The sequence below is a fragment of the Acetobacter zythi genome, assembly GCF_963921165.1.
Classification (GTDB): domain Bacteria; phylum Pseudomonadota; class Alphaproteobacteria; order Acetobacterales; family Acetobacteraceae; genus Acetobacter.
The window spans coordinates 174,979-200,412 of record NZ_CAWUEO010000023.1 but is presented as its reverse complement, the minus strand read 5'-3'; the positions used below and the strand labels follow the sequence as shown (position 1 = coordinate 200,412).

Annotated in this window: 31 protein-coding genes, 1 tRNA gene and 2 pseudogenes; 18 read left to right on the top strand and 16 right to left on the bottom strand. The window is 53.3% G+C overall.

Translation table 11 applies throughout. The features are described 5' to 3' along the window. The first annotated feature begins 66 nt into the window (after positions 1 to 66). A complete protein-coding gene (locus AABE20_RS09585) occupies positions 67 to 1,704 on the top strand; it encodes a carbohydrate porin (RefSeq protein ID WP_338332842.1) in 1,638 nt (545 codons plus the stop codon). 55 nt (positions 1,705 to 1,759) lie between these two features. Here the strand turns inward: AABE20_RS09585 and AABE20_RS09580 are convergent, their stop codons facing one another. Then, entirely contained in the window at positions 1,760 to 2,095 is a 336-nt protein-coding gene (locus AABE20_RS09580) for an acyl-CoA thioesterase (RefSeq protein WP_338332959.1), read from the bottom strand. Positions 2,096 to 2,454: 359 nt separating this feature from the next. On the opposite strand from AABE20_RS09580, the gene AABE20_RS09575 reads away from it, so the two are divergent. The 8 genes and pseudogenes from AABE20_RS09575 (at position 2,455) to vapC (ending at position 8,165) form a co-directional block, all read left to right on the top strand. Beyond that, positions 2,455 to 2,682, top strand: coding sequence for a hypothetical protein (locus tag AABE20_RS09575; protein WP_338332841.1), 228 nt, complete (start codon positions 2,455 to 2,457; stop codon positions 2,680 to 2,682). A 531-nt stretch (positions 2,683 to 3,213) separates the two neighbouring features. Continuing rightward, positions 3,214 to 4,575, top strand: coding sequence for an MFS transporter (locus AABE20_RS09570; RefSeq protein WP_338332840.1), 1,362 nt, complete (start codon positions 3,214 to 3,216; stop codon positions 4,573 to 4,575). Positions 4,576 to 4,637: 62 nt separating this feature from the next. Beyond that, positions 4,638 to 4,833: pseudogene (locus AABE20_RS09565) on the top strand (type II toxin-antitoxin system VapC family toxin); the annotation flags it as partial. A gap of 426 nt (positions 4,834 to 5,259) precedes the next feature. After that, positions 5,260 to 5,613, top strand: a pseudogene (locus tag AABE20_RS09560) (STM2901 family protein). Continuing rightward, entirely contained in the window at positions 5,614 to 6,054 is a 441-nt protein-coding gene (locus AABE20_RS09555) for a DUF1493 family protein (protein ID WP_338332838.1), read from the top strand. It abuts the pseudogene before it with no gap. 189 nt (positions 6,055 to 6,243) lie between these two features. Then, a complete protein-coding gene (locus tag AABE20_RS09550; RefSeq protein WP_338332837.1) occupies positions 6,244 to 6,612 on the top strand; it encodes a hypothetical protein in 369 nt (122 codons plus the stop codon). A 912-nt stretch (positions 6,613 to 7,524) separates the two neighbouring features. After that, complete coding sequence (gene vapB, locus AABE20_RS09545) at positions 7,525 to 7,761, top strand: type II toxin-antitoxin system VapB family antitoxin (protein ID WP_489752674.1); 237 nt, start codon at positions 7,525 to 7,527, stop codon at positions 7,759 to 7,761. Continuing rightward, a complete protein-coding gene (gene vapC / locus AABE20_RS09540) occupies positions 7,761 to 8,165 on the top strand; it encodes a type II toxin-antitoxin system tRNA(fMet)-specific endonuclease VapC (RefSeq protein WP_338332836.1) in 405 nt (134 codons plus the stop codon). Before vapB ends, vapC begins: the two co-directional genes overlap by 1 nt. A 461-nt stretch (positions 8,166 to 8,626) precedes the next feature. Here the strand turns inward: vapC and AABE20_RS09535 are convergent, their stop codons facing one another. Together AABE20_RS09535 and AABE20_RS09530 are read right to left on the bottom strand one after the other, a co-directional pair. Beyond that, on the bottom strand, positions 8,627 to 9,622 hold the full coding sequence (locus AABE20_RS09535; RefSeq protein ID WP_338332835.1) for a baseplate J/gp47 family protein: 996 nt from the start codon (positions 9,620 to 9,622) through the stop codon (positions 8,627 to 8,629). After that, a complete protein-coding gene (locus tag AABE20_RS09530) occupies positions 9,609 to 9,962 on the bottom strand; it encodes a contractile injection system sheath initiator (protein ID WP_338332834.1) in 354 nt (117 codons plus the stop codon). The genes AABE20_RS09535 and AABE20_RS09530 overlap by 14 nt, the downstream gene beginning before the upstream one ends. A gap of 218 nt (positions 9,963 to 10,180) precedes the next feature. On the opposite strand from AABE20_RS09530, the gene AABE20_RS09525 reads away from it, so the two are divergent. Beyond that, the gene (locus tag AABE20_RS09525; protein WP_338332833.1) at positions 10,181 to 10,666 is read left to right on the top strand and encodes a hypothetical protein; all 486 of its coding nucleotides are present in this window, start codon (positions 10,181 to 10,183) and stop codon (positions 10,664 to 10,666) included. A 58-nt stretch (positions 10,667 to 10,724) separates the two neighbouring features. On the opposite strand, the gene AABE20_RS09520 is transcribed toward AABE20_RS09525, so the two are convergent. The 7 genes from AABE20_RS09520 to AABE20_RS09490 all read right to left on the bottom strand — a co-directional run bounded on the left by AABE20_RS09520 (position 10,725) and on the right by AABE20_RS09490 (position 14,732). Beyond that, positions 10,725 to 11,387 carry a Gp138 family membrane-puncturing spike protein gene (locus AABE20_RS09520; protein WP_338332832.1) on the bottom strand — a complete coding sequence of 221 codons (663 nt, stop codon included), beginning with the start codon at positions 11,385 to 11,387 and terminating at the stop codon, positions 10,725 to 10,727. Then, complete coding sequence (locus tag AABE20_RS09515) at positions 11,356 to 12,351, bottom strand: baseplate hub protein (RefSeq protein WP_338332831.1); 996 nt, start codon at positions 12,349 to 12,351, stop codon at positions 11,356 to 11,358. The genes AABE20_RS09520 and AABE20_RS09515 overlap by 32 nt, the downstream gene beginning before the upstream one ends. Next, positions 12,344 to 12,652, bottom strand: a complete 309-nt coding sequence (locus AABE20_RS09510) for a phage baseplate plug family protein (protein ID WP_338332830.1) — start codon at positions 12,650 to 12,652, stop codon at positions 12,344 to 12,346. Before AABE20_RS09510 ends, AABE20_RS09515 begins: the two co-directional genes overlap by 8 nt. Positions 12,653 to 12,655: 3 nt before the next feature. Continuing rightward, positions 12,656 to 13,372 (bottom strand): phage baseplate protein, encoded by a 717-nt coding sequence (locus AABE20_RS09505; RefSeq protein WP_338332829.1) that lies wholly within the window; start codon positions 13,370 to 13,372, stop codon positions 12,656 to 12,658. A 64-nt stretch (positions 13,373 to 13,436) separates the two neighbouring features. Beyond that, positions 13,437 to 13,625, bottom strand: coding sequence for a hypothetical protein (locus tag AABE20_RS09500; protein WP_338332828.1), 189 nt, complete (start codon positions 13,623 to 13,625; stop codon positions 13,437 to 13,439). 122 nt (positions 13,626 to 13,747) lie between these two features. Further along, a complete protein-coding gene (locus tag AABE20_RS09495) occupies positions 13,748 to 14,479 on the bottom strand; it encodes a Rha family transcriptional regulator (protein WP_338332827.1) in 732 nt (243 codons plus the stop codon). A 55-nt stretch (positions 14,480 to 14,534) separates the two neighbouring features. Continuing rightward, entirely contained in the window at positions 14,535 to 14,732 is a 198-nt protein-coding gene (locus tag AABE20_RS09490) for an Arc family DNA-binding protein (protein ID WP_338332826.1), read from the bottom strand. Between the two features lie 86 nt (positions 14,733 to 14,818). On the opposite strand from AABE20_RS09490, the gene AABE20_RS09485 reads away from it, so the two are divergent. From AABE20_RS09485 to AABE20_RS09465, 5 genes are all read left to right on the top strand, one after another. Beyond that, the gene (locus AABE20_RS09485) at positions 14,819 to 15,154 is read left to right on the top strand and encodes an Arc family DNA-binding protein (protein WP_338332825.1); all 336 of its coding nucleotides are present in this window, start codon (positions 14,819 to 14,821) and stop codon (positions 15,152 to 15,154) included. Positions 15,155 to 15,642: 488 nt separating this feature from the next. After that, on the top strand, positions 15,643 to 15,906 hold the full coding sequence (locus AABE20_RS09480; RefSeq protein WP_338332824.1) for a BrnT family toxin: 264 nt from the start codon (positions 15,643 to 15,645) through the stop codon (positions 15,904 to 15,906). After that, complete coding sequence (locus AABE20_RS09475) at positions 15,890 to 16,192, top strand: BrnA antitoxin family protein (RefSeq protein ID WP_338332823.1); 303 nt, start codon at positions 15,890 to 15,892, stop codon at positions 16,190 to 16,192. Before AABE20_RS09480 ends, AABE20_RS09475 begins: the two co-directional genes overlap by 17 nt. 71 nt (positions 16,193 to 16,263) lie before the next feature. Beyond that, positions 16,264 to 16,746: a hypothetical protein gene (locus tag AABE20_RS09470; RefSeq protein WP_338332822.1), complete on the top strand. Its 483-nt coding sequence runs from the start codon at positions 16,264 to 16,266 to the stop codon at positions 16,744 to 16,746. Positions 16,747 to 17,032: 286 nt separating this feature from the next. Then, on the top strand, positions 17,033 to 17,797 hold the full coding sequence (locus AABE20_RS09465) for a hypothetical protein (protein WP_338332821.1): 765 nt from the start codon (positions 17,033 to 17,035) through the stop codon (positions 17,795 to 17,797). Positions 17,798 to 17,810: 13 nt separating this feature from the next. Here AABE20_RS09465 and AABE20_RS09460 read toward each other — a convergent pair whose 3' ends face one another. The 5 genes from AABE20_RS09460 to AABE20_RS14415 form a co-directional block, all read right to left on the bottom strand. After that, positions 17,811 to 19,559, bottom strand: coding sequence for a transglycosylase SLT domain-containing protein (locus AABE20_RS09460; protein WP_338332820.1), 1,749 nt, complete (start codon positions 19,557 to 19,559; stop codon positions 17,811 to 17,813). Between the two features lie 242 nt (positions 19,560 to 19,801). After that, positions 19,802 to 20,308, bottom strand: coding sequence for a hypothetical protein (locus AABE20_RS09455; RefSeq protein ID WP_338332819.1), 507 nt, complete (start codon positions 20,306 to 20,308; stop codon positions 19,802 to 19,804). A 415-nt stretch (positions 20,309 to 20,723) separates the two neighbouring features. Then, the gene (locus AABE20_RS09450; protein ID WP_338332818.1) at positions 20,724 to 21,071 is read right to left on the bottom strand and encodes a hypothetical protein; all 348 of its coding nucleotides are present in this window, start codon (positions 21,069 to 21,071) and stop codon (positions 20,724 to 20,726) included. Between the two features lie 130 nt (positions 21,072 to 21,201). Beyond that, the gene (locus AABE20_RS09445; protein ID WP_338332817.1) at positions 21,202 to 21,681 is read right to left on the bottom strand and encodes a hypothetical protein; all 480 of its coding nucleotides are present in this window, start codon (positions 21,679 to 21,681) and stop codon (positions 21,202 to 21,204) included. After that, entirely contained in the window at positions 21,678 to 22,262 is a 585-nt protein-coding gene (locus AABE20_RS14415; protein WP_338332816.1) for a DUF3383 family protein, read from the bottom strand. Before AABE20_RS14415 ends, AABE20_RS09445 begins: the two co-directional genes overlap by 4 nt. 28 nt (positions 22,263 to 22,290) lie before the next feature. Here AABE20_RS14415 and AABE20_RS09435 point away from each other — a divergent pair, with 28 nt between their 5' ends. After that, entirely contained in the window at positions 22,291 to 22,569 is a 279-nt protein-coding gene (locus AABE20_RS09435) for a hypothetical protein (RefSeq protein WP_338332815.1), read from the top strand. Between the two features lie 458 nt (positions 22,570 to 23,027). Next, positions 23,028 to 24,101, top strand: coding sequence for a tyrosine-type recombinase/integrase (locus AABE20_RS09430; RefSeq protein WP_338332814.1), 1,074 nt, complete (start codon positions 23,028 to 23,030; stop codon positions 24,099 to 24,101). Positions 24,102 to 24,228: 127 nt separating this feature from the next. On the opposite strand, the gene AABE20_RS09425 is transcribed toward AABE20_RS09430, so the two are convergent. Beyond that, positions 24,229 to 24,303, bottom strand: a tRNA-Val gene (locus AABE20_RS09425). A 66-nt stretch (positions 24,304 to 24,369) separates the two neighbouring features. Between AABE20_RS09425 and AABE20_RS09420 the strand changes: the two genes are divergently transcribed. Next, complete coding sequence (locus AABE20_RS09420; RefSeq protein ID WP_338332813.1) at positions 24,370 to 25,314, top strand: N-formylglutamate amidohydrolase; 945 nt, start codon at positions 24,370 to 24,372, stop codon at positions 25,312 to 25,314. The last annotated feature ends 120 nt before the right edge of the window (positions 25,315 to 25,434 follow it).

The following is a 25,434-nucleotide window of genomic DNA, read 5'->3' as shown; positions in this document are numbered from 1 at the left end:
AAAACGTATTTTTTCTAATATGTTTTTCAAAAAAATCTTCCATAAAAACATATTAGAAAACGCCACATGACCATCAAATCATCAGGATTACTGGCTCTGGCCACGTGGGGGTTTGCAGCCGTCTGCCATGCCCCATCCGTGTATGCGCAAACTGTTCTTTCCAACCCTGCCAATACTCGGGCACTGGTCGAGCACGCCATGCATCAGGCAGATGACCAATCCCTTCTGCCCGACCCCCATGTTCTACAGCGCCCCCTCAACTCCCCCCTCCCGCCCAGTGGTGTGCCAGTTGCCCCCTGGCCGGGCCTTGCCACAATGAATATTCCCAGCGTGAATGATTACGGGGCAAAAAAGCCCCATCATATCATGACACTGGAACCCCTGAGCCTACGGGAAGGGCCATCGTGGCTTCTCCCGTCCGAAGTGGATGCCCAACGCCGCACTGATATGGAAGACCCCTATTATGTGCCAACAGCGGGCAGCAGCCACCTTGTGCCTCAGATCATGCCTTTTCGAACACGTTTGCAGCAAAAAGGGTTTGCTTTTTCCTTTACCTACAAGGGGGAGGCCATGGGCAACATCAATGGCGGCATAAAGCGCGGCATGGACTACGTGCATGAGCTGACATTGCAGATGAATTTTGATCTGGGCAAAATGGCAGGGCTGGAAGGCTGGTCCGTGCATACGCTGCTTATGAACCGTGCTGGCCGCGAGGTCTCGCACGACATGGCGGGCGAATATTATGTCAACCTGATGGAAGTGTACGGCCTGTCGGGTCATGTTGTCGCCCATCTGGTCGATCTGTACGCCGAAAAGCAGTTCCTTAACAATCGCATGGACATCACGTTCGGGCGCATGTCTCTGACGCATGTTTTTGCAACATCGCCGCTTATCTGCTCCTTCATGGTCACGTGTTCCGCGCCCGTAGCGCTGAAGCTGGACCCGGGTTTTTCGGTTTACCCCAAAGCAACATGGGGGGCGCGCGTTCGCTTCCGCCCCACGCGGGACACCATGGTCCAGCTTGGCGCGTATCAGGTCTCTCCCCTCAACGGCAATCCGAGCGGATGGTCATGGGGGAGCGAGGATACAACAGGCATGATGCTGCCTGTGGAATTTACCTGGCAGCCTTTCCTGACCCGCAACCGCCTACCCGGCCACTATGTGTTTGGCTACGCGCACGATACAACCCGCTATGCGGACGAACTGGGCAAAAAGCCCGCCTCCCTGCTTGCACAGCCCGGCCGCGAACGCAGTGCTCCTATGGATATTTTCTGGTTTGAAGGGGACCAGATGATCTACCGCAAGGGGGGGCGCAACCAGATGGCCGGTGGTTACCTGATGGCCGGATACATCCATAACACACCCCATGTTTCCTCCATTTCGGACGAAGCTTACGCCGGGCTGTCATTCAACGGACTGATCCCCACCCGTCTGACAGACAGGCTGGGCATTATGTATTCGTGGTACCATGTGAGTGATCGCAAACGACTTGGTCAGATGTATGCGCTAGATGCGGGCCTGTCGCTGGGCAGTCAGGTCCGGGGGCCCCAAACGGACTCCCATGTGATCGAAGCCTATTATGCCATAGACGCCATGCCCGGGGTAACCGTGCAGCCTGAATTTGAATATATGATCAGGCCGGGGGAAACATCACACATCCCCGATGCAGCACTGGTCGGGCTTAAAATTATTGCCAATCTGTAAAAAAACTGCCTGAAAGACAGGCAGTTTGCCGAGTAAGAATTTTAAGCGGGGCCAATCACTCCTTGCTCAGGGTTTGTGGCCGTCCTTCTTCATCCACAGCAACAAAAACAAAATTGCCCGATGTAACCTTCTGCCGGATATTTGTGCGCCTGATGCGCCGCACAGATTCCGCGCAAATGGTAATGGACGTGCGTCCGACCTTAACAATCCGGGTATAAACATTCAGTTCATCCCCGACCGCCATGGGGTGATGAAAAACCATACCGTTAATGGCTACGGTCACACATTTGCACCCCGCAAACCCTTCGGCTGCGGTACTGGCTGCAAGGTCCATCTGAGCGGCAACCCAGCCACCAAAAATATCGCCCGCGGCATTTGTATCCCTGCGCATGGCAACAACCCTGACAGCCAGATTGGCATCCGTTGCCCACTCACTTGGTTCAGTACTACCCACGATCGCCCCTTCTGCCTGCGTATGGTCCTTGCCGGAATATCTGGATCATGTTTCTCCATTCCTTGGCAAACATACAGAGGAATCTGTGCGCGCCACCCATGCCTGTACAAAACGTGAAAAATCTTTGGCACAAGACCCAGATCTCGCCTCAAATCCACAGCCCGAACGGCCATAGCGCACCCAAAATCACGCATTTGTTATGTGAGCGACGGTAATATCATTTTCATCGATGAAATTTTATTTTACACGAATCTATAGATTCGTTCATAATTCAACGCAGAGCAGGAGGGGTAACAATGTACAGATATGCCGTTTCTTTTACAGACCAGACACAATCCAATATCCGAGATACCATACTCCAAGCCAAAAGCAATAATAGCAATATTCAGGCGGCGGTAAGCGGATCTGGCGAAGTATACGCCAGTGACATCCGAGAAGCGCGCGTGAATGCGAACGAAAAATTTGTGGACAAGACCATTGAAAACGTCATGAAAGAAAAAAATTCCGGGGATTTTTACGCATAAGTCTTATTTTCAGACTTAACTCTGTATTATGATACCACACAGAATATATTCTGCTCGCCCCGCTTACATCGTTACTTAAGCAACATGGTTGGGACAACCAAAGCCTAACCTAATGCTTCCATGCACCTTCTGGCTCAAACTCCCACCAGAGACCAGAAGAGCGTGACACACCGCAAAAATCTGCGTTCCAGATGCAAAATCACAGCATAAAATAGTGAATATAAAACCACGGGATCACTCTGTGACCCCGCCAAAAAAACTGGGAAGGTCAGCATGGATGCGTGATACGCTCCAAGTATCTTGTGATGGCCTGACAGCCTATAGCCACGGTTTTGTCATAACAACCAACACCCTGCATGAATTCAAAAAAGGTCCTCCGCTTACGTCCTGAAGAGAAGCATGGCGCATTGGACCGGACAGCAAACGGCCCCAATCCGTTTGAGATGCACATTGTGAAAAGCCGCAAAACATTGGTATTTGCAGACTAAGATACAAATTGTAATTTTTAACACTTAGGACACCGGATTTTTTATGACCTCCCTGCCTGTTTCCGACACACAGCGCCGTCTGGTCATGCTTTGCGCCGTACTTGGCATTGTTCTGGGTGGGCTGGATGGGGCGATTGCCAACATTGCCCTCCCAACCATCGCCCATGACCTCCACTGTAGCGAGACCCAGACCGTCTGGGTCGTCAATGTCTATCATCTGGCCGTTGCGGTCAGCCTGTTACCTGCCGCAGCGTTGGCAGACTCTTTGGGCCTAAAGCGGGTTTACGGGTTTGGGATCGCCCTTTTTACAGCAGCATCTCTTGCCTGCGCGCTTTCAGGCTCATTGGGCACTCTTATCGCGGCACGGGTGGTGCAAGGGCTGGGAACAGCCTGCATGGCAGCACTGAGCGGCGCTCTTGTGCGCAATGTGTATCCCAGAGCCATGCTGCATCAGGCTTTTGCCATCATCGCTCTGGCCGTTGCCATTTCTGCCGCAGTTGGGCCAACTCTGGCAGCAATAGTGCTGGCTGTGGCTCCTTGGCCATGGCTGTTCCTAATTAACGTTCCAATTGGTCTGATAGCGGTTGCTCTTTTCCTACGGGCAGCCCCGGCCAGCCCCCGCGCTCCATTTTCTTTCGACTGGGTAGGCACATTGCTGAATGTGGGCGCTCTGGGCTTGGGTATTCTGGGCGTTGATGCGCTGGGGCAGAAGAAAACAGGACTGGCGGTGTTTGAGATCGGGACAGGCCTACTCTGCACCTTCCTGCTTTATGGCCAGCAAAAAAAGCTGAAAACGCCCATGCTGCCATTGGACCTGCTGGCTATTCCACTGTTCTCGCTCTCAATCCTCACTTCAATCTGCGCTTATACGGCACAGATACTGGCCTATGTTGCTCTGCCTTTTTTGTTCCAGACCGTTATGCATCTTTCTGCCGTAACAACTGGCCTGCTCGTAACACCCTGGCCTGTGCTTGTTGCGGTTGCCGCTCCCTTTGCGGGTCGACTGGCCACCCGGCATCCGGCCTCGGTTTTAAGCAGTATAGGGCTGGCAATTCTGGCAACGGGCCTAGCCACCCTAAGCCTTATGCCCGCGCAACCCGCTTTCTGGGATGTATGCTGGCGTATGGCGCTATGCGGTATTGGGTTTGGTTTTTACCAAACGCCCAATAACCTGACCGTCATGACCTCCGGCCCAGCAACCCGTAGTGGTGCGGCAAGTGGTATGATGGCGGTTGCACGCACACTGGGCTGGGCGCTTGGCTCCGCACTGGTGGCTCTGGTCTTTGGCTTTTCCCAAGGGAGTGGTGGAGCCTTACATTGCCTTGAACTGGCAGCCGGGTTTGCCCTCCTTGGGGCAACGCTCAGTGTCTCGCGCCGTGTTATTCGGCGCGAGGAGAAGCGATAGAGGACTGGAATGGCAGATCTGCTGCCAGTGTGCATCTGGCAACCCAGTTGCCCGTATGGGAACGTTTTAACGAAACTGCGGAAGCACTCTGCATTTCAGAGGTTGTGCTTTACGAACTTTTATATGGTGCGGAAAAGTCCCAGAATCCGGCGTGAGGTGGAACATTTTGCGGCCCGTCTCTTAGTTTTGCCTTTTGATAACGATGCCGCAGCTCATACAGCAGAAATTAGGGCTAATCTGGAGCATCGTGGCTGTGTGCGATTCGAACTTGCGGAGTAACAGGCAGTATCCCGTGGAAAAGCAGGTTTTCACGGATGCCGTTGCTATCATACCCCTTGTCGACCAGAAAACCGCGTGGAGTTGCGACCAGCGCCGTTAAAGCATCCCAGACATCTGGCTCAATTCACAGGCGGAACCGAACATAGACCGCGTGCCTTTCCCATAGCGTTATGCATGTCACGTCATGGGCAGCACCGCCACCGTAACCTTGAGAAACTAACGGATCTCTGGTGGGGCAAGCCCAGCAGCCACGCATCCACCAATCTCCCCAAAAACCGACTTCGAAACACAGGAAAAACAAACTGAGTAAGACTTTTTGTCAACAGAAGACAATCGCGCAGAATCAATAATTCTTTAGTAAGAAATGTTAATTCCTCATAAACGTACCATCAATGATAAAAAATAATGGGTAATCTCTATAAATATGGAATACACAAAAACCTTAAACCAGTAGCGTTATTTGCTTATATCGCAATCGATGAAATAGGGAAAGGACTTAGAATTCATGATATCGAAGCAATTGTTGCTACCTTTCTCGGTCAAAACAATATAACAGTTCGAGGTGAATTTAATCAATACACAAAAGGGACTCCATTGCGAAACTGTAGATACATACTTACCAAAAACATTGGAGTTTCTATTGGATGATCTTTACCTTATGTAGATGCCGCTATCACTTTTTACGATGTATCAAAAATTGTTTATAATACTGTTCAGCAGTATAATCGTCTGGTTAAATCTGAAGACAGGATTTTTTAAATGCATATTCTCTCTGAAAAATTCAAGAATTTTTTAATATACAAAGAAAAGATTTCTGAAAATGAAATTCAACTGTCAACAAGAATTGTAGAAGATCTTGGCGTAGATGGAATTGAGGCTCATTACTTCATGGTATCTTACTTCGACACGTTTCCAATTAATGAAGGAGATTTTGATTTTCGTCGATATTTTAATGATGAAACACCAGTTTTATTAATTATTCCCGCTATCCTCTTTCTTTTTTTTCGATTTCTGATCTGGCAACTTTTTCTGGGCAAACCAGTCAGCCTGATAACATTACCAGTCACATTAGCCATGCTCCAACAAGCAATAGACGATGGTATCTGGAATTGCGCACGCATTGAATCTCTTGCTGGCACACAGGTTTATCCCCCTCCAAAAAAAACAGGATGGTTTTCGCGCATTCATAACAGAACATGAGCAGACATATTTTAGAAGTATCGAATTCAATCTGACATGCAAATAAAGTAAACTCCACGAATTTATTGGTCCCGTGGGCTTTTCTGAACATTGTATGGTTGCAGGAGAACACTACCAACGACACTTGCGACTGGTGGATGCGTGGCTTCTGGGCCTGTGGTTCCTTATGCAGCCGCAACAGGGCCTGTGATGATGATGGGCGAGCCAGCGGCATTGCCCTGCGAGACCTTCCACGTGGTTTCGACAGAACCCGCGATGGTCGCGCCTGTGGTGCCGGTGCTGATGCTGCCATCTGTTGTGGAAGCAAATACGGACTGCCCGATAAGGGTCTCCATCGGTAAATCGTTATGTATGGACGTTAGATTGCGCTGTGCGCGCATTGTGGAGGATTTTAGGGGTATGTTGAAATTGGCGCTGTTGTTCTGGGTTGGGGTCTTGGTGTGTGTTGTGGAGGGCTTTTTGGCCGATAGCTATCCGGCTGGTGCGTGGTATGGCGCAGCCGTTTGGCTTGGTATTTCGATGATGATTTTGATCGTTCGTGAGAGGGGCACCAAATGACCGAATGGGGAACCGGCCACGAACCAGACCCGGACGAGCTGGTGGATTTTCTGCACAGCGAGGTACGGGCCGGTGCGAGTGCCGGTGGTCACGCCGCACCCGGTTCCGCTTCATGAGCCGGAGGAGGGGTTGTTGGATGAGGAGATTTTGCCGTTGTGGGATGATTGGCAGAATGGCCCATGTGTACAACCCTGTGGATAGCGGGCACTGTCGCAAAATAACGACACGTAAAAACGCAGGGTGATGCACATTTTTGCTGTACATGCGTGGGGGTTTGTGATTCTCTTGGGGGATGCCAGAAAAGCCCAAATTGAACAAAAAAGCGCATATCAGAAATGGAAAATCTCCGTGGGTTGTCCATAACGATCGCTCTGAGATGTTTAGTGATGGGTGCGGGAAGTGCGGCAAAAAGTCGTCAAAGATGTGCGGAAGTCATGCTGGATTTTCCATAAGTGGACAGCTTGGAGTGCCCTGGAAGTTGACGGAGACCGTGGCCTTAATTGGCAGACCCGTAGGTGCGTATGTTGCGGAAAAATTCAGGACGTACGGCGATGCCCCCCCCCCCCCTTCAAGCCCACAAACTCCGAAATCTACGCGCCGCCCCGCAACTGGGATGTGGCGTGTGCGCTTTGTAACCTGCGGGCCGGGGTGCCGTTGACTGAGGCGCAGAAGGCTTTGGCGGATGAGAAGGTAGCAGCATGAGCAAGGCGCGCCCACGCTATGAAATCCCCGTTGCCGAGGATAATGGCCCTACGCCTGAGCGAGCGGCTAAGTCGGTGTTTACTGCTGGCAGGCCGTCACGCGAACAGACCGTCGTGGATGAGATAGATTTGAAAGACTTACCAACCTCAGATGAGATGAATTGTGTTGGCTGAATCGCATCGATTTGTATATACTATGGACATATCCCTCATGGAGTACACGATGTTCACCCGTACAACTCTCTTCCTTTCGAACCGCTCTCAAGCCGTCCGCCTGCCTAAAGCTGTTGCCTTCGACAGCAACCTTAAAGAGGTTGTGATTATTCCAGACGGTGCACGCCGTATCATTGCACCCGCTGATGCTGCGTGGGATGATTTTTTTGCTGCACCGGGTATCGATCTGCCTCAGCGTAACCAGCCTGCAATGCAGGCGCGTGAAAGCTTCTGATGCTTCGCTATCTTCTGGATACGAATTTTTGCATCCGAGTGCTGCGTGATCGTCCACAAGGCTTACGGGAACGTTTTAACGAAACTGCGGAAGCACTCTGCATCTCAGATGTTGTGCTTTACGAACTTTTATATGGTGCGGAAAAGTCTCAGAATCCGGCAAAAACCCGGCGTGAGGTGGAACATTTTGCGGCCCGTCTCTCAGTTTTGCCTTTTGATGACGATGCTGCAGCTCATACAGCAGAAATTAGAGCTGATCTGGAGCATCGTGGTTGCGTGATCGGCCCCTATGATCTGATGATTGCTGGGCATGCACGAAGCAGAGGTCTTGTTGTAGTAACCGGAAACCTTCGTGAGTTTACCCGGGTAAATGGTCTACGTTCTGAGGATTGGATGGCTGATTAAGCCAAGCATAAAAATCGACTATCCAGCCCGCCAATGCGCACTGCCAACCTTGTCTTTGCAAACAGCAAAAAACTTGTGCCAAATTCCACAACTACCGCAGTCACGACCAGCAAACAAAACGCCTCCATCATTGAGGACATCAGTGTAATTATCTAGCATGATAATCTCCCCGTTTTATTTCCGTGAGAAGAAGCAACAACGGTGAAGAAAGATTATATCATTCTGCCTGCCGATCCGGCGGACTCCGAAGACCGCGCGGTATCCAACGAAGGCATGGAACGCGGGCAAAGGGCGCTGTTGATCCGTAAAACCCGTAACGATCTGGGTCTGTCTCAAGGCGAATTAGCCAGTTGTCTCCACGTGTCTGTCAGCATGTTACAGGACTGGGAACAGACACGGACGATGGCCCCTGACTTCGCTGTAGCCTAGATTCGGGTCATCGCACGACACCCCGATGATGGCTAATGCACCTCTGCCGCCGCAGTAGCGGGAACACCGCTGTTTTTCTGCAACGAGACAGAGAAGAACACAGGCGTATCCGTGGCCCGCGTGAATTGCACCGCATAGGTCGGGGGCGTGTGATAGGCGCTGTTCGGGTCCGTCACAGTCACACTGGTTGTGCCGGTGTAGGCGCATCCGGGAGGTTTTTTCCTGATAATGGCTAGAGCCACATCCTCGTCCGTGCCGCCGTTGACGCACACATACAGGCTATGGGCCGCAATGGAGACGCCGCCGGTCGTTACTGCCGCATCGGTGCTATTGTCGGTCACGTAGGCATCCGTTACCCCGGCCACCTCCAGCACGGCCCCTGCAATGGCGTTGAGCGGACCAATGGCGTTACCCTCCACCGTTGCCGCGCGCCGGGCTTCAAATGCCCTCCGCCCCTCTTCCGCGCTCCCCGTCACGCCTGCCGCCGGGTTGTTGACCGAGGTCAGGCCCGTGACGGACTGGTAAACGGACACGCTGTTGGCCGGGCAATAGATCACGCCCTTGGTGGTGCAGGAGAAAGACCCCGTGCCCGTGCCGGTCGCATCCAGCGTTATAGCCCCGTCTGCCGCGTAATAGTTGCCGCTGCCATCCTGAATGAGCGTACCCTCTGGCACTACCGCGCCCGCCGCGCCCAAGCAGGTTACGCCAACAACCGTAGCTGTCGCACCGTTGCGACTGATAAAGTAAATGTTGCCAATGGCATCCTGCATGCGACCGAAAGCGCGGTCCGGGTCCACGCCATTGAAGATGGCAAGCATCTGGTCATACGCATCGCCCAGAATGGCCGTGAGCGACATGGCAAGCTGGCCCTGCGGCGTGGACAGGCCCGTGTTCAGGTTGCCGCCCATGGCCGCGTTCAGGTCCGCCAGAGCGCCGGTGAGCATATCGCTCTCAGCCGGGGCCACAAACCCCGCATCGGTAAAGGACGGCGCGGGTACTGACGTTGTGCCGTAATCAGATCCCGACATTGCTGGTGGTCCCGTCTGTAGTGGTGAAGAGAATTGCCCCGGAAAGCACTCGGTCATGGCTCAGGCCAGAAAGTACGCAGCGCGCCTCGGCAACGTCTGGCACGGCTACGGCCTCAGTCTCGGCCTGTGACTGGAAAATAGAAGCGGACTGGTTTTTCCCAAGAATATTGCCGAGGTACGACAATCCCGCCGCCGTGTCGTAATAGCACTCACCCTGAAACACCCGCACGGCAGAGGATATGTCCTGCCCGACTGCATAGGCACTGGAGGCCACGGCAATGTTGCCATTGTGATCAAGCAGCAAGTCCCACGTGCTTCGGTCAAGAAGGAGCGTGTTCATGGCTTCACCAACAAAAAAGCCGCCCCAAAGGACGGCTGACAGAATTATGAGAGAGTAAGGAAAAACTACCGTAAAAAGGTACCGGGTACAAGCGGTATCTGCGTAGCCCGCGCAGCGGTAAAGGAACTATGCCAAAAACCGCGCGCGGGTACAAGAGATAGATGTTCCCCATCTGTGTACCTTTTGGGGAATCGAGTGGCTGGTACATTCTTGAGCCAATGAGTGGTGCAACCGATATACTTCAAGCTGCTGGAGCTGTCATTGGCGCTCCTGCATCTGTTATTACCGCGGTCATGCTATGGCTACAGTGGAAAGATAGAAGAGCCGAGTGGCTCCCGGGCGTTGAGATCGACATTCATAAAAACCGCTCCCAACGCATGTATCGCCCTGATACGGACGGAAAAACACGCATGGAAATTTTGGTGCATTTCATCAATGAAACGCAGCGATCCATAGTCATGGATAGCGTTTCCATAAAAGCCCCAAATGACCTGCGTCTTATATTCAACGATGGGAATGGCGACATAGATACTGACCCCGTGCGAGTAAACCAAGATATACCGCCGGGAGATACTGACATCAGGCTTGACGCTTACTCAATCGGGGATTTGTCAGGCCGAGAGGTGACGCTTGTTTTTGAAATCTCCCGCAAGTCGCGTGATAGGCGTCCAAGGTCTTTGACGGTAACAAGTATCATCCACTGACAGGCGCAAATGGCGATAGAGGCAACAGCCAAATACCCTCCATTTGATAAAAACCCCATCACTCCGCCCCCCCAGTATTCCCGCTACCCGGCTGCACGCCCGAGTGCTTGTGGCTCTCAAGACTGATGCTGCCTGCCTTCACGTCCCCGGTGGCCGTCACGGCTCCCGTTACGTTCACCGCGCAGTTAATGTCACACTCAGCAGCATCCACCACAAACTTGCCCGCCGTCTTGACGTGAACATCGCCCCCGACCCAACCGATGTATTCCACCGGGGCCGCATTGAGGAAGCCGCCGATGTACAGCGCATCCGCGTAATCATGCTGGCGGAAGCTGCCGGGGGCGGACGGGGCGCGGTTGGCCTTTACGCCGGATATGTCCCGACCACACACAATGAGCGCGCCAATGTCCCCTACAGCCGGGTCGCAGATAACCGCCCGCGTGCCGCCCTGTAGGCGGAAATAGGGTATACCGTAGATAATGCCGTGCGGCACCGTGCGCCCTGCCCCGTCCTGCTGGTGGACCATAATCTGCACGTCCACCGTTCCGACCGGCTCCAGCCCCTCAGCATGAACGCCTTTGACCTGCACCAGCGTATCTGCGCCGATCATGGAGAGGACGCGGCGGATTGCGGCGTTGGTAACGTTGAAGCCGGAAGCCCCATCGGGCCTTTGCCAAGAGCCGGGAAGATTACCCGAGTTTGAAGTTTGCTGGGTTGTCACCGCGCGTTGCTCCTACAAAGGTTGTCCACTGGCCGTCCGGTACTTCTGATTCCAGATTGTGTTCAATGATGTACGGGGTCCAGATGCCATTGGCAGGTGAGGTTTGGGCTGGCACCTGCCCATTCTGATTATTGACCCATCCAGCAGGAGCGTAATTGCTCTTGAGACGAAGGGGAGAATTATACCGGATATTGGGGTTGAATAGGCACTCGAACAGAACGCCAGCATCACTGTAAGCCGGGTAGCCGATAAGGCCATTCTGAGCACTAATATCCGGCATGTCTTTTTCTGCGGATATGTCCACGCTGTCTGAAGGCCATATATGCAAAGATTCCAGATCTTCGTTTACATGGAAAACTACCTTTGCTGCCAAGGCAAGGCGCTCCAAAATACTTCTGGCGTCACCCCATCCATAGAAGCTGGGAAAAACAGTGTGCACGCCATGATTCACAAGCGTCCACCCCATCGCATCCGCAACAACGGAAGCCACTGTTACCAAAGAGACTGCGGAAGAAAATGAAATTGTCGGAATGATCTTTGCAGCCGCCAAACATAAATTATTTGCCTCCACTTGGAACGCCACATTGGGTGCGCCAGTAAAGTCTGCAAAAGCGGCAGTAACATACCCTGAAAATATAGTAGTCATGGGCGTTTTTTCATCGCCGCCATAAAGAGTTATTCGGTTTGCATTTTGCCAAGTTTGCCGCGCGCGAATGACAGACATGCGGTTCATTTCGCTTAATGTCATTCCCTCAATGCGCAGGGAGAGAGACGATCCCGTAGCCATGCCTGCGTTTGTGATGTGAGCGCGGACCCTATGCCCCGAAAGGGTTAAATTATCCTTGCCGCCCGGACCAAATCCTCCCGTAACGAGATTGAAATTCACATCCAATTTGCGTCTGTGAAGTTTTCCTGATGTCCGTTTTCCAACAACATCAACTGTAGCCCTACTTGTTTCAGACATTCACACCCTCCTGATACATCAGAACATACCGACCGCTAAGGCCGGAGTAGTCGGGGTCGCTTTCCCCCTCTTGATCGGCAAACATCATATCCCCCGGCATGCCGAAATAAGATTTCTGCACAAGCCACGTTCTGTCCTGACACAACAGACCGGCAATAATCATCGTCCCATTCAGCCAGATATTCATGTACAGGCCGGTGGTACGCTGCTGGATATCAAGCTGAACAGACTGGCTAGACAAAGTGACCTGAACCGATTGCTGGGCAACGGCGTTCAGGGGAATAACAATAGGATCAGCCATCTTTCACCCACTTATGGAAGCGGCTTGCGCGCTTGTTGCGGTATCGGTCGAAACCGGACCTGAAAAAGCTTTTGCCTCGCCGCTAGGTTTTACAGTTTTTGTTAGCTGGTTGGAGGCGGTTAGCCGCACCTCCTGCAACCGCACATCCGCCCACAGCAGGGTAATCCCGCGCTCAACAGAACGGCGCAGAGAGTATTCCACCACGTTCATGTTAACGTAGTTCTGCTCGGGCGTGGCCACGTAGTAGAGGTTCAGGTCCGCCACCAGAGCATCGAGCGCTTTGGTAAAGCTGGTGCGGGCCTTCTGCTCCTTGGAGGGTCCAGCAATACCTGTGGCTGACAACAGGTTGCTAATGGCGCTCAGGTTCCCGTAACTCATGGTGGTGCCATCGCACAGCATTTCCACCATGATCTCGCTCGGGCGCTTGACCTTGTTGTAGGACATGAACGCGCCATCCTCTAACGGCGCGTCAGAAATCATATACCCGGCGCGGATGTCCACTGCGCGCACCCGGCCAGACGTGACCACGGCCACGCCCTTGCTGTCGAAAATACCCCACTGCGTGTCTGCCTGCTGGACCAGATAGCTTTGCAGCAGCGTGTCCAGCTCGACCGAGGCCACGGCCTCCGCATCGGAAATGACCGTGGACCAGAGCTTGGGAACCCCCGCGCCCGGAATAACATTGGCTGTGACCGGCTGGGCCACCGTTTGCATGACCATGAATGGCTCCTGAATGGTGGGGGAAGCGTAGTACAGGTTGTGGGTTGGGTACAAGGCAAGGGCGCTATGCCAGCGCCTTCTGCCCCACCTCCATGCGCTGGTCTTCCCGCTCCAGATCACGCCAAAGCTGCATCACTCCTCTTGCGCAGCGACGAAGCAGGCTACGCCTGTAGTCCGCCTCCTCCGGTTTATCGCTCAGAATAAATGCAGCTTGGCCGCCTGCCATCGCTTCCCGCAGTTCCGCCTCACTCATTCTCCCGGCAGCCCGTTCCTCAAGGTGGCGCAATAACCCCTGCATGAACGTCAGAAGCGTATCTTCTCCGTGAAGATCACCAGCGTTGCCACCCCCGAAGGGATGGCTGGCCGTTACGGCGCTTACGCTGGCGTTTGGGAGAAAGGGACGGGGACAGCCTTCTTCGCTCCGTTCAGCCTGCGCGCCGGTTCGGAATTGATGCCGCACAGCAGGACTGCTAGGCGGGCGAGGCCGCGAGGCGTGATTTTGAAGTCGTGTCCAACGCACGTTTCGCCCGTATGGCGCTCCGGGTAAGTCTTGGTCACAAGGCGGCAATACCCCTGCGTCTGGCCATAATGAGCAGGGCGGAGCTTCTTCTTTTTCTCGCCTTCACGGCAGGCCCACTTGTGATCGAGCAGGAAATCAACCACCTTGGACATGCCAATACCAAGTTCCCGCCCGGCATCCCGAACGCCCATATCGCCCTCAGCTTCCGATATAGCGTCCAGCGCGGCGGCTTTGGGGAAAAGTTCGGCAATCTCGGCATCCTTGGCTTGCAGTTCCTTCTGCTGCTCAAGAGCCAGCGTGAGGGCTTCGACCATGTTGGATGGAGCGGCAACAGATGGCCCGGCCTCCAGTTCCAGCCAGCGGTCGATAATTTTCAGCCGCATATCGGCCCGGTAGCCTGTTACAAGGTTTAAGGTCAGGTTCTTGGGGAGATTGTAGCAGCGGTATTCTTGGCCATTCTGCTCATTGATATAGGTGCCCCCAAACTTGGGGAGACCCTCCCCGATGTCATTGAGCATCTTCTCAATATCGCGCACAACGTGGTCGTGACGCTTACCTGTCAGTTCCGCGATTTCACGGCTGGACATCGTAGGCGTTGAATAAGCGATGACGCTTATGCTATTCTTTGACATAGCAGTTTTCCTATTCTGCGTAAGAGGCGTCAGGTTTGCTTTCCACGGCTGGGCCTGACGCCTTTTCTTTATTTTCAAAATGATTTTCCAAAATCATGACAACCTCAGAATTAAGGGTCCTATACCCATCTTTGGCATCTGATTTTAATTGTTCCAGAAGGCGCGCAGGCAGCCTTACTCGAAATTGTGGCCAATCTCGAACTTGCATTACTTTCTCCCGTCACAAAATGTGACGCGCTACTTGTCCCATTATGGGGCCTTTATGTCAAATGGAAAATGAGCCATTCGTGTGACATGGCAAAAGACGACCCTCAATTCAGGATTCGCATGCCCGCTGATTTGAAAAGGCGGGCCGAGGAATCCGCTGAACAAAACCATCGCTCTCTCAATGCAGAGATAGTGCAGCGTGTAGAAGATAGCTTCAAACCCGCCCTCACGAGTGACAATCAAGCTGTCATAGATTTCACGACCGCACACGAGCTTGCGCGCGCATTTTTGGCGAAAATTGATGAAAAAAAAGCGCCGCTTTCCGATGACGAGTTGGCGCTTGTGAGGTTCTGGAGATCATTGTCAGAAGAAAAAAAGCGGGCTGTTATAGACCTTCTGCACATTGATAAGGTCGCGCTCTAACCCCGCTCTCCACCCGTGTGTTTTTAGGAGGATTAATTGATACGAGTATTACTGGCTTCGGTTGGACTTCTTTCCCTTGGGTGGCACGGGATCGGATACGCTCAGGATTTCACTCCAGAAGAACTAGAGTCTGTGCGGAATACTGCCGCTTCTATGGGGTACATGAACTCAGCGCATAAAAATGATATACATAATTTATATTCTTGCTCGCGATCATTTGGAATAAAACATAACTTCGTAGAGTCCAGAGAAAATATAGCAGATGTTATGCTAGGATGCGGGAAAGAAAGGGATGATTTTCTTTCTGACTGCCACACAAAATTTTCTTTGCCTATATGTAGAAACTCTGCGGCATTACTACTTTTGAATGGGGCCACGGTAGATAAACCGCTTCCTCTTGATTAAGAGGTCTCCCCCCACCTGCTCAAGTCAAATTATATATACAATATTCCTTGCCCAATGTGGTTTTATCGTATATACAATAATCCATGAGATACGATTGGGACGAAGCAAAACGACAGAGCAACATCGCCAAACACGACGTTGATTTTGTCGTGGCGGAAAGTTTCGAATGGGACGTTGCTCTCATCATGGCCAGCCAGAGCGCCAACGAGCCTCGCCTTGTCGCTGTCGCCCCAATCAATCTGCGGCTTCATGTTCTGGTATTCAGCATTGAAACCCGCATTGTTCGCATAATCAGCCTGCGTAAGGCCAACAAACGGGAGGCAAAGCTCTATGCCGCGCAAACCTGAATTTACCATGCCCACGGATGATGAAGATGCCCGGATCAATCAGGGCATTGCCATGGACCCAGATAGCCCGGAACTGACAGAGGCAGACTTCCTGCGGGCACAGACTGCCCAAGAGGTCGCCCCTGCCCTAGCCAACGCACGCCGGGTGCGCGGGCCGCAGAAAGCTCCCACCAAAACGCTCGTGTCCATGCGCCTGGACCCCGATCTGGTGGCTCGCCTAAAGGCCGATGGCCCCGGCTGGCAAGGGCGTGCGAATGAACTGCTGCGTCAGGCGGTGGGGCTTTAAGGCGTTCCCCATCTGTGTACCTTTTGGGGGCGGGTGGGTACTGGCAGGGTTCTCCTATAAAGGAGCGCACCATGAACAAGATCACACGCGAAGAATGGCTAAGCGTACTGCACAGGCTTCAACCCTATGGGATGGAGTATGTATCTGACATCAAAGTATTCGATGGGATTGATAGGGACTTACTTTTCCAGTGCTTATCCTATCTTTCTCTGCACGGTTTTATTAAAAGCCGCTGTGATAGAAGTATAGATGGATTCTGGAGTTGGGGCGGGGTTGAACTTACTGCCAGAGGGCTTGATTATTTAAGCGATGATGGCGGAATAACTGCGGAAGAAAAAACCATTACCGTTAAGCTGGATGGCGATACAATCAAAGCTCTTTTGTGCAGAGCTGTTGATTCCGCTCCTGAGAGCGAGGCCACAAAAGCCAGCGTTAAGCAGAAAGTGAAGGCGATGGGAGGCGAGGCCCTGAAAGATTTAACCTCATCTCTGATTTCGAAGGGGATTGAGAATGCACCGGGCTTAGTTCAGTGGCTCGGAACAACGCTCGGCTGATATTTTCTCCCTCAAATGAAACTGCCCCCGAGAAAGAAAACTTGGCGGTAAACTCCTGCTCACCCAGTCGGATTGGAGCCTCAAAATCACTCGACCCGACAAATGGCGAGTTGGTCATAACCATAAGGATTGCCCCTTTCTCGGCGGGTTCGAACCAGATTTTATCTATCTGCACAAGTATGTTTGTTGTTTCAGTTTTTGAGTTTGTCACTGCGTTTCTCTCCTTTCTCTCGCGCGAGACGCGCTTCCCCGCTATCCTCCCTACCAAAATGTAATGGAGGCGGATTTGAGACGTTTACTGCTTGTGATCGCGGCCCTTGCGGTGCCGGGGGTGGGGTGGTGTGAGGATGCGCACCGAACAAAAGAAGTCCCCGAAAAAAATATTTACAGCATTTGCCATGGATACCCCAGTGAGCTTCAAGGAATTATAGGGTTTGACGACCCTTACGATATAAAAGGGAAATGTTTTTTTGCGCGAATATCATCAAGATTTGGGCAAAAACAATGGCTTAGTAATAATAGTGTATTAATAATAGACGCTATGCCCGGCAGCATGCAGGAATATACAACTGTAATAAATGACGAAACTGGGCATATTAAATATAATTCTTCTGCGATTTTAATAGGAACCGAGCCAACAAATTATACTTCTACCTCTGGTCAGATGATTATATCCCCAACCTTATCAGTGCTTAGATATATAGGGCCAGATGGCCTACTATTTCCTGGCAGCGGGGCTTTGGGCGAGCCAGTTCACTCTATCCATACCTCAATAGAATATCCTCCAGATGCCTTGGAGAATAACTGGTCTGGGAAGGTCACTACATCGTGCTTGATGGAGCGAGGGAAAAGTCTTTTATGGCATGCGACAGGGTGTTCGATCGTTTCTTTTGATGGAGATAAGGAAGCAAAAGAAATTTTTAGCCGCTCATGCATTGATTACAATATGCGGTCGGCATGGTTAGACAAAGACCTGCCCGCCCCTATCGGGGCTGATAAAAAAATGCAGTACACTTGTAGGTTCATTCTACAAGATGACGAAGAAAAATAATAATCATAATATATTATGCGGCACCAGAATTGGAGAATGAAGCGGCTGTTCTCATTTCTACAATCTTGCGCTGCACAGCATCCCCAGCCCTCTCCGGGCTGGGAGCGACCACTTTAATCTCCCCCACGTTGACCGTGTTGTGCGTGGTGTTCTGGCTCGCATCCGCGCCACCTCGCGGCATGCCCCGCACGGCATCCAAGGCCGCACTCACCCCGGATATATAGTTCTGGGTCTCACGCGGAGCATGGGCTTGCCAGTCTCCACCATACTGAGACATGCTCTTGCTCAGGTTGCCGCCTCCCCAGTTGTATTCGGCAATGCTGGCAGACAAAGACCCACCATAATTGGCAAAGTTGTTGTGGAACCGCTTTGCGGCATAGCGCGCGGCCTGCTCAAAGTTCATAGGGTCCACGCCTGCCTCCTTGGCTACGCCGGGCATGATCTGGAAGTCACCCAGCGCTCCGGCAGAGGATGGCTTGGCATTGGCCCCGCGTGAACTCTCACGCGCCCATATGGCGTCCATAAACCCCGCAGGCAGCCCGTATTGCGCGTCCAGCTTGCTCAGGAACATCTTCTTTGCAGCATTATTGGTGTCGTTTTTGGAGAGGGAAGGCGATGCTCCGTTCCAGAAAAGATCGCCCACCGTATAGGCATCAGCGGCGATGTTCAGGCCACCAAAGGCGCGGGACGCAATGCGGCCAATTCTGGCTGCGCGGGATGCCTTGGTGGCGGCTGGCGCTGCTTCCTTTGCAGCCTCACCGGCCCCCTTTTCCGCTGCTTCCTCTGCCTTTTCTGCCTTCCCCGCAATTTTCCCTCCCCCGGCCAAGCGCTCGATGTTTTTCAGGGCGCGCAGGAAGCGCACGCCTCCAACGATGCTGAGAACGCCGAGTATCGCAGTGCCAACGCCAGCAATGGCCGCAGAGGTGCCAATCAGCCCTTTGGTCAGGCCCGGATTGTTTTTTTCAAAGTCGGACATGGCTCCGGTAATGCTGGTCAGGGCTGGGAGCAGGTTGCCTTCCAATTCCTGCGCATACACGCGGTTCTGCTCGATCAGTTCCTTGTATTGCGCTTGCAGCTTTTCCGATGCTTCCGCGTTCTCCTGCATCCTCTTCCCGAAGGATTCATATGTGGAAAACGTGGACTTTACCGCGTTGCCTCCCTTGAGGACGAGGTCAATAGACCCCTGATCCAGACCAATATCCTGCAAGAGACCAACGCGCGGAGCATTGGCTAGCTTGGTCCTATTTTCAGCAAGATTTTGGTAAAACTTGCTAATATCATTGATCTGGCCCGTCTTGATGTCAATGCCATCACTCACACCCAACTGGGAGAGCCTTTGCGCAAGCTGGGCGGCCTGCGCCGGGTCCGTCATGGCGCTCTGAATGTTCTGTATGGATGCCGTTGCAGCATCCCCAGAACCGCCCACAGAATCTACCGCCTTTTGCAGCGCATATACATCTTTGGTCGCCATGTTCAGGCGGCGAGAAGTGCGCTCTAGGCTAGCATTGCTGGCCACCGTATCCGACACAAACGCCTTAAGGGTTTTCCCGGCGGTCATGACGGCAAAGAACGATAGCGCGCTGTTGCGCATTTTGGTGAAGAACTCGGCGGGCTTTACACCGCTGGCCTCAATGTCCTTCCCGACTTTCTCCGCCTTGGCCTTTGTCTTATCAAAAGCCTCTCCAGCCTCCTTCCCTCCCTTCTGCACACCCTTAGGGTCCAGCCCGAGGGTGACAACGAGGGCGTCGATTACTGTGGCCATGGGGGATGTCCTGCTTAACGAACAATCGGCTTTGCCGAATCATTCAAGTACGGGCACTATGCCCGCAAAGGAGTATTTGATGAGCGATATTAAGAAACCGGGAGTTCAAAAGACTCCCACGCCTAGACATGACCAAGTATCCACGCACAGCACAAATAGACCTGGGGCTGACGGGATGCCGCTAGGGCTGATGCCTCGCCGCCCACCAATAGAAACAAAAGGTCAGGCAGATAAAGCGCCCGTCAAGAAAAAATAGAATAAAAAAGCAATCCAGCTATAGGAATAATGCAGAAAGTGAGCCATGCAGCATTTAGGGCTGTATTCACTTTCTGCAAAATTATTGCATTATCATCTATCGCCTCTTGCTGACCTAAAGCATTCACATACTTGTAGTCTCTCTCGCTGCTTTCTTTCGCATCAAGAACTTGATTTGGATGTAACTGCTTGTAGGACCATGCCTTGGACATCAGGGCATATACGCAGCAGCAGCACGGTATTGTGCTTAACGCTGCGATACACGCTCCAACTGCAATCTTATTTGTGGAAACAGTTGCAAAAGTTACTGCGGTCGTGATGGAAACAAACCAACCAAGCATACTGGTTGCCTGAGCGCGCTTAGCGTCAAAAGTCTTTTCCTGACGATCAAGAACATCTTCTCCGGATCTCAGCGCCTCTTCAATTAACCAGAAAGTGAGTTCGCCCCCCGTCTTTCCTTTTGAAGTCTCATCGCTTTCGATTTTATCGCTCATGCAGCACCTCGCAACCTGAATATTATAAAAAGACTCACTCGGCCACAGGACACGCTGGGGACTTTCTCGGGAAATGTGATTGGTGAGGGCTTGGGTGTACTGGCAGGCTGGGCGGGAAGGAGAATCCCATATGTCAGTAATTATGGTCACTTACGATCTGCATAAGCCGGGCGATAAGGGGTACGATGCCCTTTACGACTATCTTCGCACTTATGAGTGCAGGCATCCTGTGGAATCAGTGTGGTTTTTGGATACGTTAAAACCAACCGAAACAATCATAGATGATATGATGAAAATACTTCCCTACCCGAGTCATGACAGATTGATCGTCATACGGCAGAAAAAGAAGGGGTGGACAGCTTACCGTGCCCCAAAGTTGTCAGCTTGGTTCAGCGATCCCAAAAGAACATGGGATCTATAGATCATCCCCATCACACGCCTTTCCTCCATGCATCCCTGATCCGTAATCTTCCGTCAATGGAGGAGACGTAAAAGACTCAAGTGCGCGTTTAAGGGCAATCTCAAGCTTGCGGTCGAATTCGACCGCAGAGATGCCACAGACGACAGTGAGATTGTCTGTACGTCCTGCGGGGTTCACCTCGGACGTCTCGCTGATGCAAAACGGCAATTCATTAACGATAGCCTGCCCGAAATCACGCAGGCGGCCAGCGATCAAATCAGCCAGATCCGCGATGCCCTCCGGAAGTCCTTCAGAAAATGAAAGAGTAACCGTAAGAGGGAGTGTTTTAGCTGTGTCAGGCACCTTCAACCTCCATTAAACCGCTTCACAACGGCCATTTCCAGCAAGTCCTCAAAGTCCTCGCTGTCGTAAACAGTCTGGAGTTCGTGGAGGGACGCAAGCCCCTCCATAACTACCAGCGCGTGGCGTTCATCTACGTTGCAGACGCGGGCGCAGGGGCGTTGCTTTCCGTCCCCAGCATGAGCGTGAGAAGGGAGAACAACTGGCCTACGCCTTTGAAAAAATCCACATGCAGGGAAAATGCTTCCTTCTGGAGCCAGCCAACGGTGGGGATTTCCTCAATCTGGCCGCCAGCGGAAACCACGTCCCACGCAAGCAACACACCGGGGTTGGCCGGGTCCGGCTGCATCTGCACGCACTGGAGAAGCTGGTCTATCAGCACGTCCATGCGTTCCGGGTCCATGGCGGCAAAAATGCCAATGCCAGCAGCAGCCACGGCAGCAATGCCGCCGCCCTGCGCCACCCCGGAAATATCTTCCCCGGAGGACGCCGCCGCTTGCAGGCAATGCCGCCCCCACCGGTCTGCCGCCACGGCGCTCATGCGCGTGATGACAAACCGCTTGCCCTTGTCCGCCCCTTCGTGGGGGCAAACCACTGTGACCGATTTTGTCATATCACACCCCCGCCGGGGTTACGGACTGCCAGCGGATGGCAAAGGTCCGGGTTTCCAGCACACGCCCGGCTGCGGGCAGTACGGATGCTGCGCGCAGAAGGCCGTTGACCATGGTGTATTTGCGGCCCGTACTGGTCAGGGTGATCTCGCCACCCAGCCGGTAAATAGACCGGGCCGTCTGCTGCGCGGTCATGATGGCTTTCCGTGTCACCCACAGCATAGCCTGTGCCGCCATCATCCACAGCAACGGTTGCAACCGTATGCTCAGTCTGGGTACCCAGAACAGCCGTGCCAGTGGCGCCAGACCCGGTGGACGCAATCGCCCCCACGTACAGAGTGCCGGGCGTCATGACGGCAGTTTCGTAGCCCGAGAAATAAACCTCCGCCATCTGGTACAACGTGGAGGTGTCTCCAAAGGCCGTGCCCACATCAGAGGCAGAGGTGAAGGACTTGACCACACCAGCCGCAAGGGTGCTGGAAGCCGTGGTGACAAACAGGGCGGAAAGATTGTTCAGGCCAGAACCCGCCGCCAGTACGCCGGGGGTGACCTTTACAACCTGTGAAATGGGGATATTGCCCATGACTTACTCCGTTGCTGGATAGGCCGTTATGAGTAGGTTTTGCATTGCCAAAGCCCACATCCTCGAAGCCGAACGCCGGGCAGAACAGCGCGTGCGGGCGGAGATTGCGCGGGATAGTGAGCGGCTGGATTGGTTGGAAAGCGGATGTTGTGATGTGCGCTTTCGATCAGAACCAATAGCAGATACCGGGGATGCAGACGTTTACTGCGACATCGTGCAGCATCGTATGGCCAAACCCCGAGAGCGTGTCATCGGGAGTTCTGAAACAATCCGGGCCGCCATCGACGCAGCGCGGGAGGTGGGGTGATGGTGCGAGCAATCCCAACACAATATGGCTTCAAGTGGGGAGCGTGTGAGATCACGCGCCTCTACAGTCATGGGGGCCATGTCACTATGGAGCTGGAAACCAGCGCTGCAAAGCTGAGAATTCGCGTGACGCCATCAGGGCAATTCCGGATTGAGCAATCAGGGGGCCGCAAAAGATCTGTGAGAATAGAAGGAATGATCCCCGACACCATAACCATCCCAGAGGCACGCAACGACCGGCCTATTCCGGGGAAGGAGGGGGCGGATGGGTGAGGCTCTTCCGGATCTTATGACGCTCAAGGATGTTCTATTGCGCCTGCATGGAACGATCAAAGAAAAGACGTTGCGCAAGCACCTTTCAGAAACACCCATTTATGGGGGAGGCCCAACGCATCGGCGCTGGGGCAGGAAATTTGTGTTTCGCAACGATGACTTCAAACGCCTGCTAGATAGCTTGGAATGTCGCTCAAAATCATCTCCCGCAAAGATCGCGAATATCTCTATGTCCGTGGAACCGTCTGCGGAAAAAGCATTTTTGAGAGCACAGGAACTGCTGACCCGAAGCAAGCGGAAGCGTACCGGGCCAAAAGAGAGCATGAACTCTGGACGGCCAGCGTCTTTGGCGCACGCGCGGTAGTCACGTTTTCAAGTGCTGTTGAGGCCTATCTCAAGGCAGAGGACCGGTCTGATGCCACGAAAGATTATCTCATGCGTCTGCTGCTCCATTTTGGGCGCATGAAACTTTCTGACATTACGCAAGAGACCGTTGACCAGTCTTACAGGTACCTTTTGAGGGATGGCGATAATGCCGCCCCTGCGACAAAGGTTCGAGGGGTTTTAACGCCCCTCAAGGCTGTGCTTGAGTTTGCTGCTGTCAGACAATGGTGCGATAGGCCCGCATTCAAAGGGCCGTCCATTCCAAAGGCGCGGTCTATCTTTTTACGTCCGGACGAAGCGTCCCGGCTTGTAGAATCAGCCTCGCCACATATCAGGCCACTCCTCGTGTTTCTGATCTGCACCGGATGCCGCATGTCTGAGGCTGTGGAGCTTGACTGGCGTGACGTAGATATCCGAGGCGCGCGCGCAGTTGTCTGGCAGAAGCAGGGCAATGAACGGCATATTGAACTCGTGCCCCGCGCTATTTCGGCGCTTGTGGCTTTGCCAGACCGGGACGGCCCCGTGTTCCGCCCAAGGTATAGGAGAGGAATCGGCAGGGGCTATGCAGACAGGGGGCGCGCCAGCGGTGGCCAGATTAAATCGGCATGGTCTGTGGCATGCAGAAAAGCCGGTCTCCCGGGGCATATGCGGATATGGACACCAAGGGGAGCGGAGAAGGAAAAATCTACCTTTGTTCCCGATGTGACCCCGCATGGCCTGCGACATACATGGGCATCATGGCACTACTGTCTCCACAGAGACGTTCTGGCCCTCAAAGAGGAAGGGGGATGGGCAACCATGGGAATCGTCGCCCGGTATGCCAAAAAAATGCCCGATGCCTACCGAGATGAGATTCGCGCGTGGTGGGGTTTGTAACGCGGTACGGATCTGGCACAGATATGGGTGCCGATTGATGGCTATTAGTGCCACTCAATGCAGTTTTGGCAGAGCTTATTTTTAAGGGGAGACATGGTTAAAACCGCAGTTTTCTGCGGCTCAGGAATGGTGGGCGCAACAGGGATTGAACCTGTGACCCCTACCATGTCAAGGTAGTGCTCTACCGCTGAGCTATGCGCCCATTCCTGATGTGTGTGGGCCTTTTATCCTCCTTGCCTTGTAAGCGCAAGCCCACAATAGTGGGAATATGAAAAATTTTGCGTCCTCCCTGCTTCCCCCCGGCCTGAAGCGTTTTTTTCAGCTTCAGCAGGAAACGCACAGGGAGAACACACCCGAAAGGCGGGCCGCTCCAGCCCCGGTTCTGGTCTCTGGCACACCGGCTGCCGGACCCGTTGTGCTGGCCTCTCCCCATTCGGGACATTTTTACCCCGAAGCTTTTGTACGCATTGCCCGCCAACCTCTGAATATTCTCCGCAGTGGCGAAGACAGTTTTGTAGAAGACCTTGCACAAGCGGCGCACAGTCTGGGGCCTCCGTTGCTCCAAGCCACGTTCCCCCGTGTGTTCTGCGATGTAAACCGCGCGGCATGGGATCTGGATAGCCGCATGTTCTATGGGACCATCCCATCTTTTGTAGCCCCCTCCGACCGAGGGCTGGCGGGGTTGGGGTCCATCCCCCGCATTGTCGCGGACCGCCGCCCGATTTACAGGCAGCGTCTTCCTTTTATGGAAGCGGCGCTGCGCATACGCCATTACTGGATGCCCTACCATGCAACTCTGGCCGAACTGCTGGAAGTTGCCCACGCACAACACGGCTTTTGCCTGCTACTGGACCTGCACTCCATGCCCGATGCACCGCAGGCAGGATCGCCCGACTTTGTGCTGGGGGACCGTTACGGCACATCCTGCACACAACGTTTGACCAACCTTGTAGAGCAGACCCTACAGGGGCTGGGGTTTAAAACCGCTCGTAACCACCCTTACGCAGGCGGTTACATTACGCGCCAGTACGGCCGCCCCACCCACAACATGCACGCCCTGCAAATAGAAATGCGTCGCGGCCTGTATATGAATGAGGACACACGCACCACACACGAAGGATTTGCAGCCCTGTCCGATGCGCTTTGCATAGTGGTCGAGCAGGTTCTGGCCCACTTTCCCAGCCAGAAAAACACAACGCATCTTTCTGGCTGACATGCCCGTTGCAGATATTGAAAACGGGCCTACCCCACCACATCTGTTCACGCATAACAGGCAGGGATGCACAGCCACCACGGGTATGGCATATACTGCCCCCACGCAGATTTTATAGTA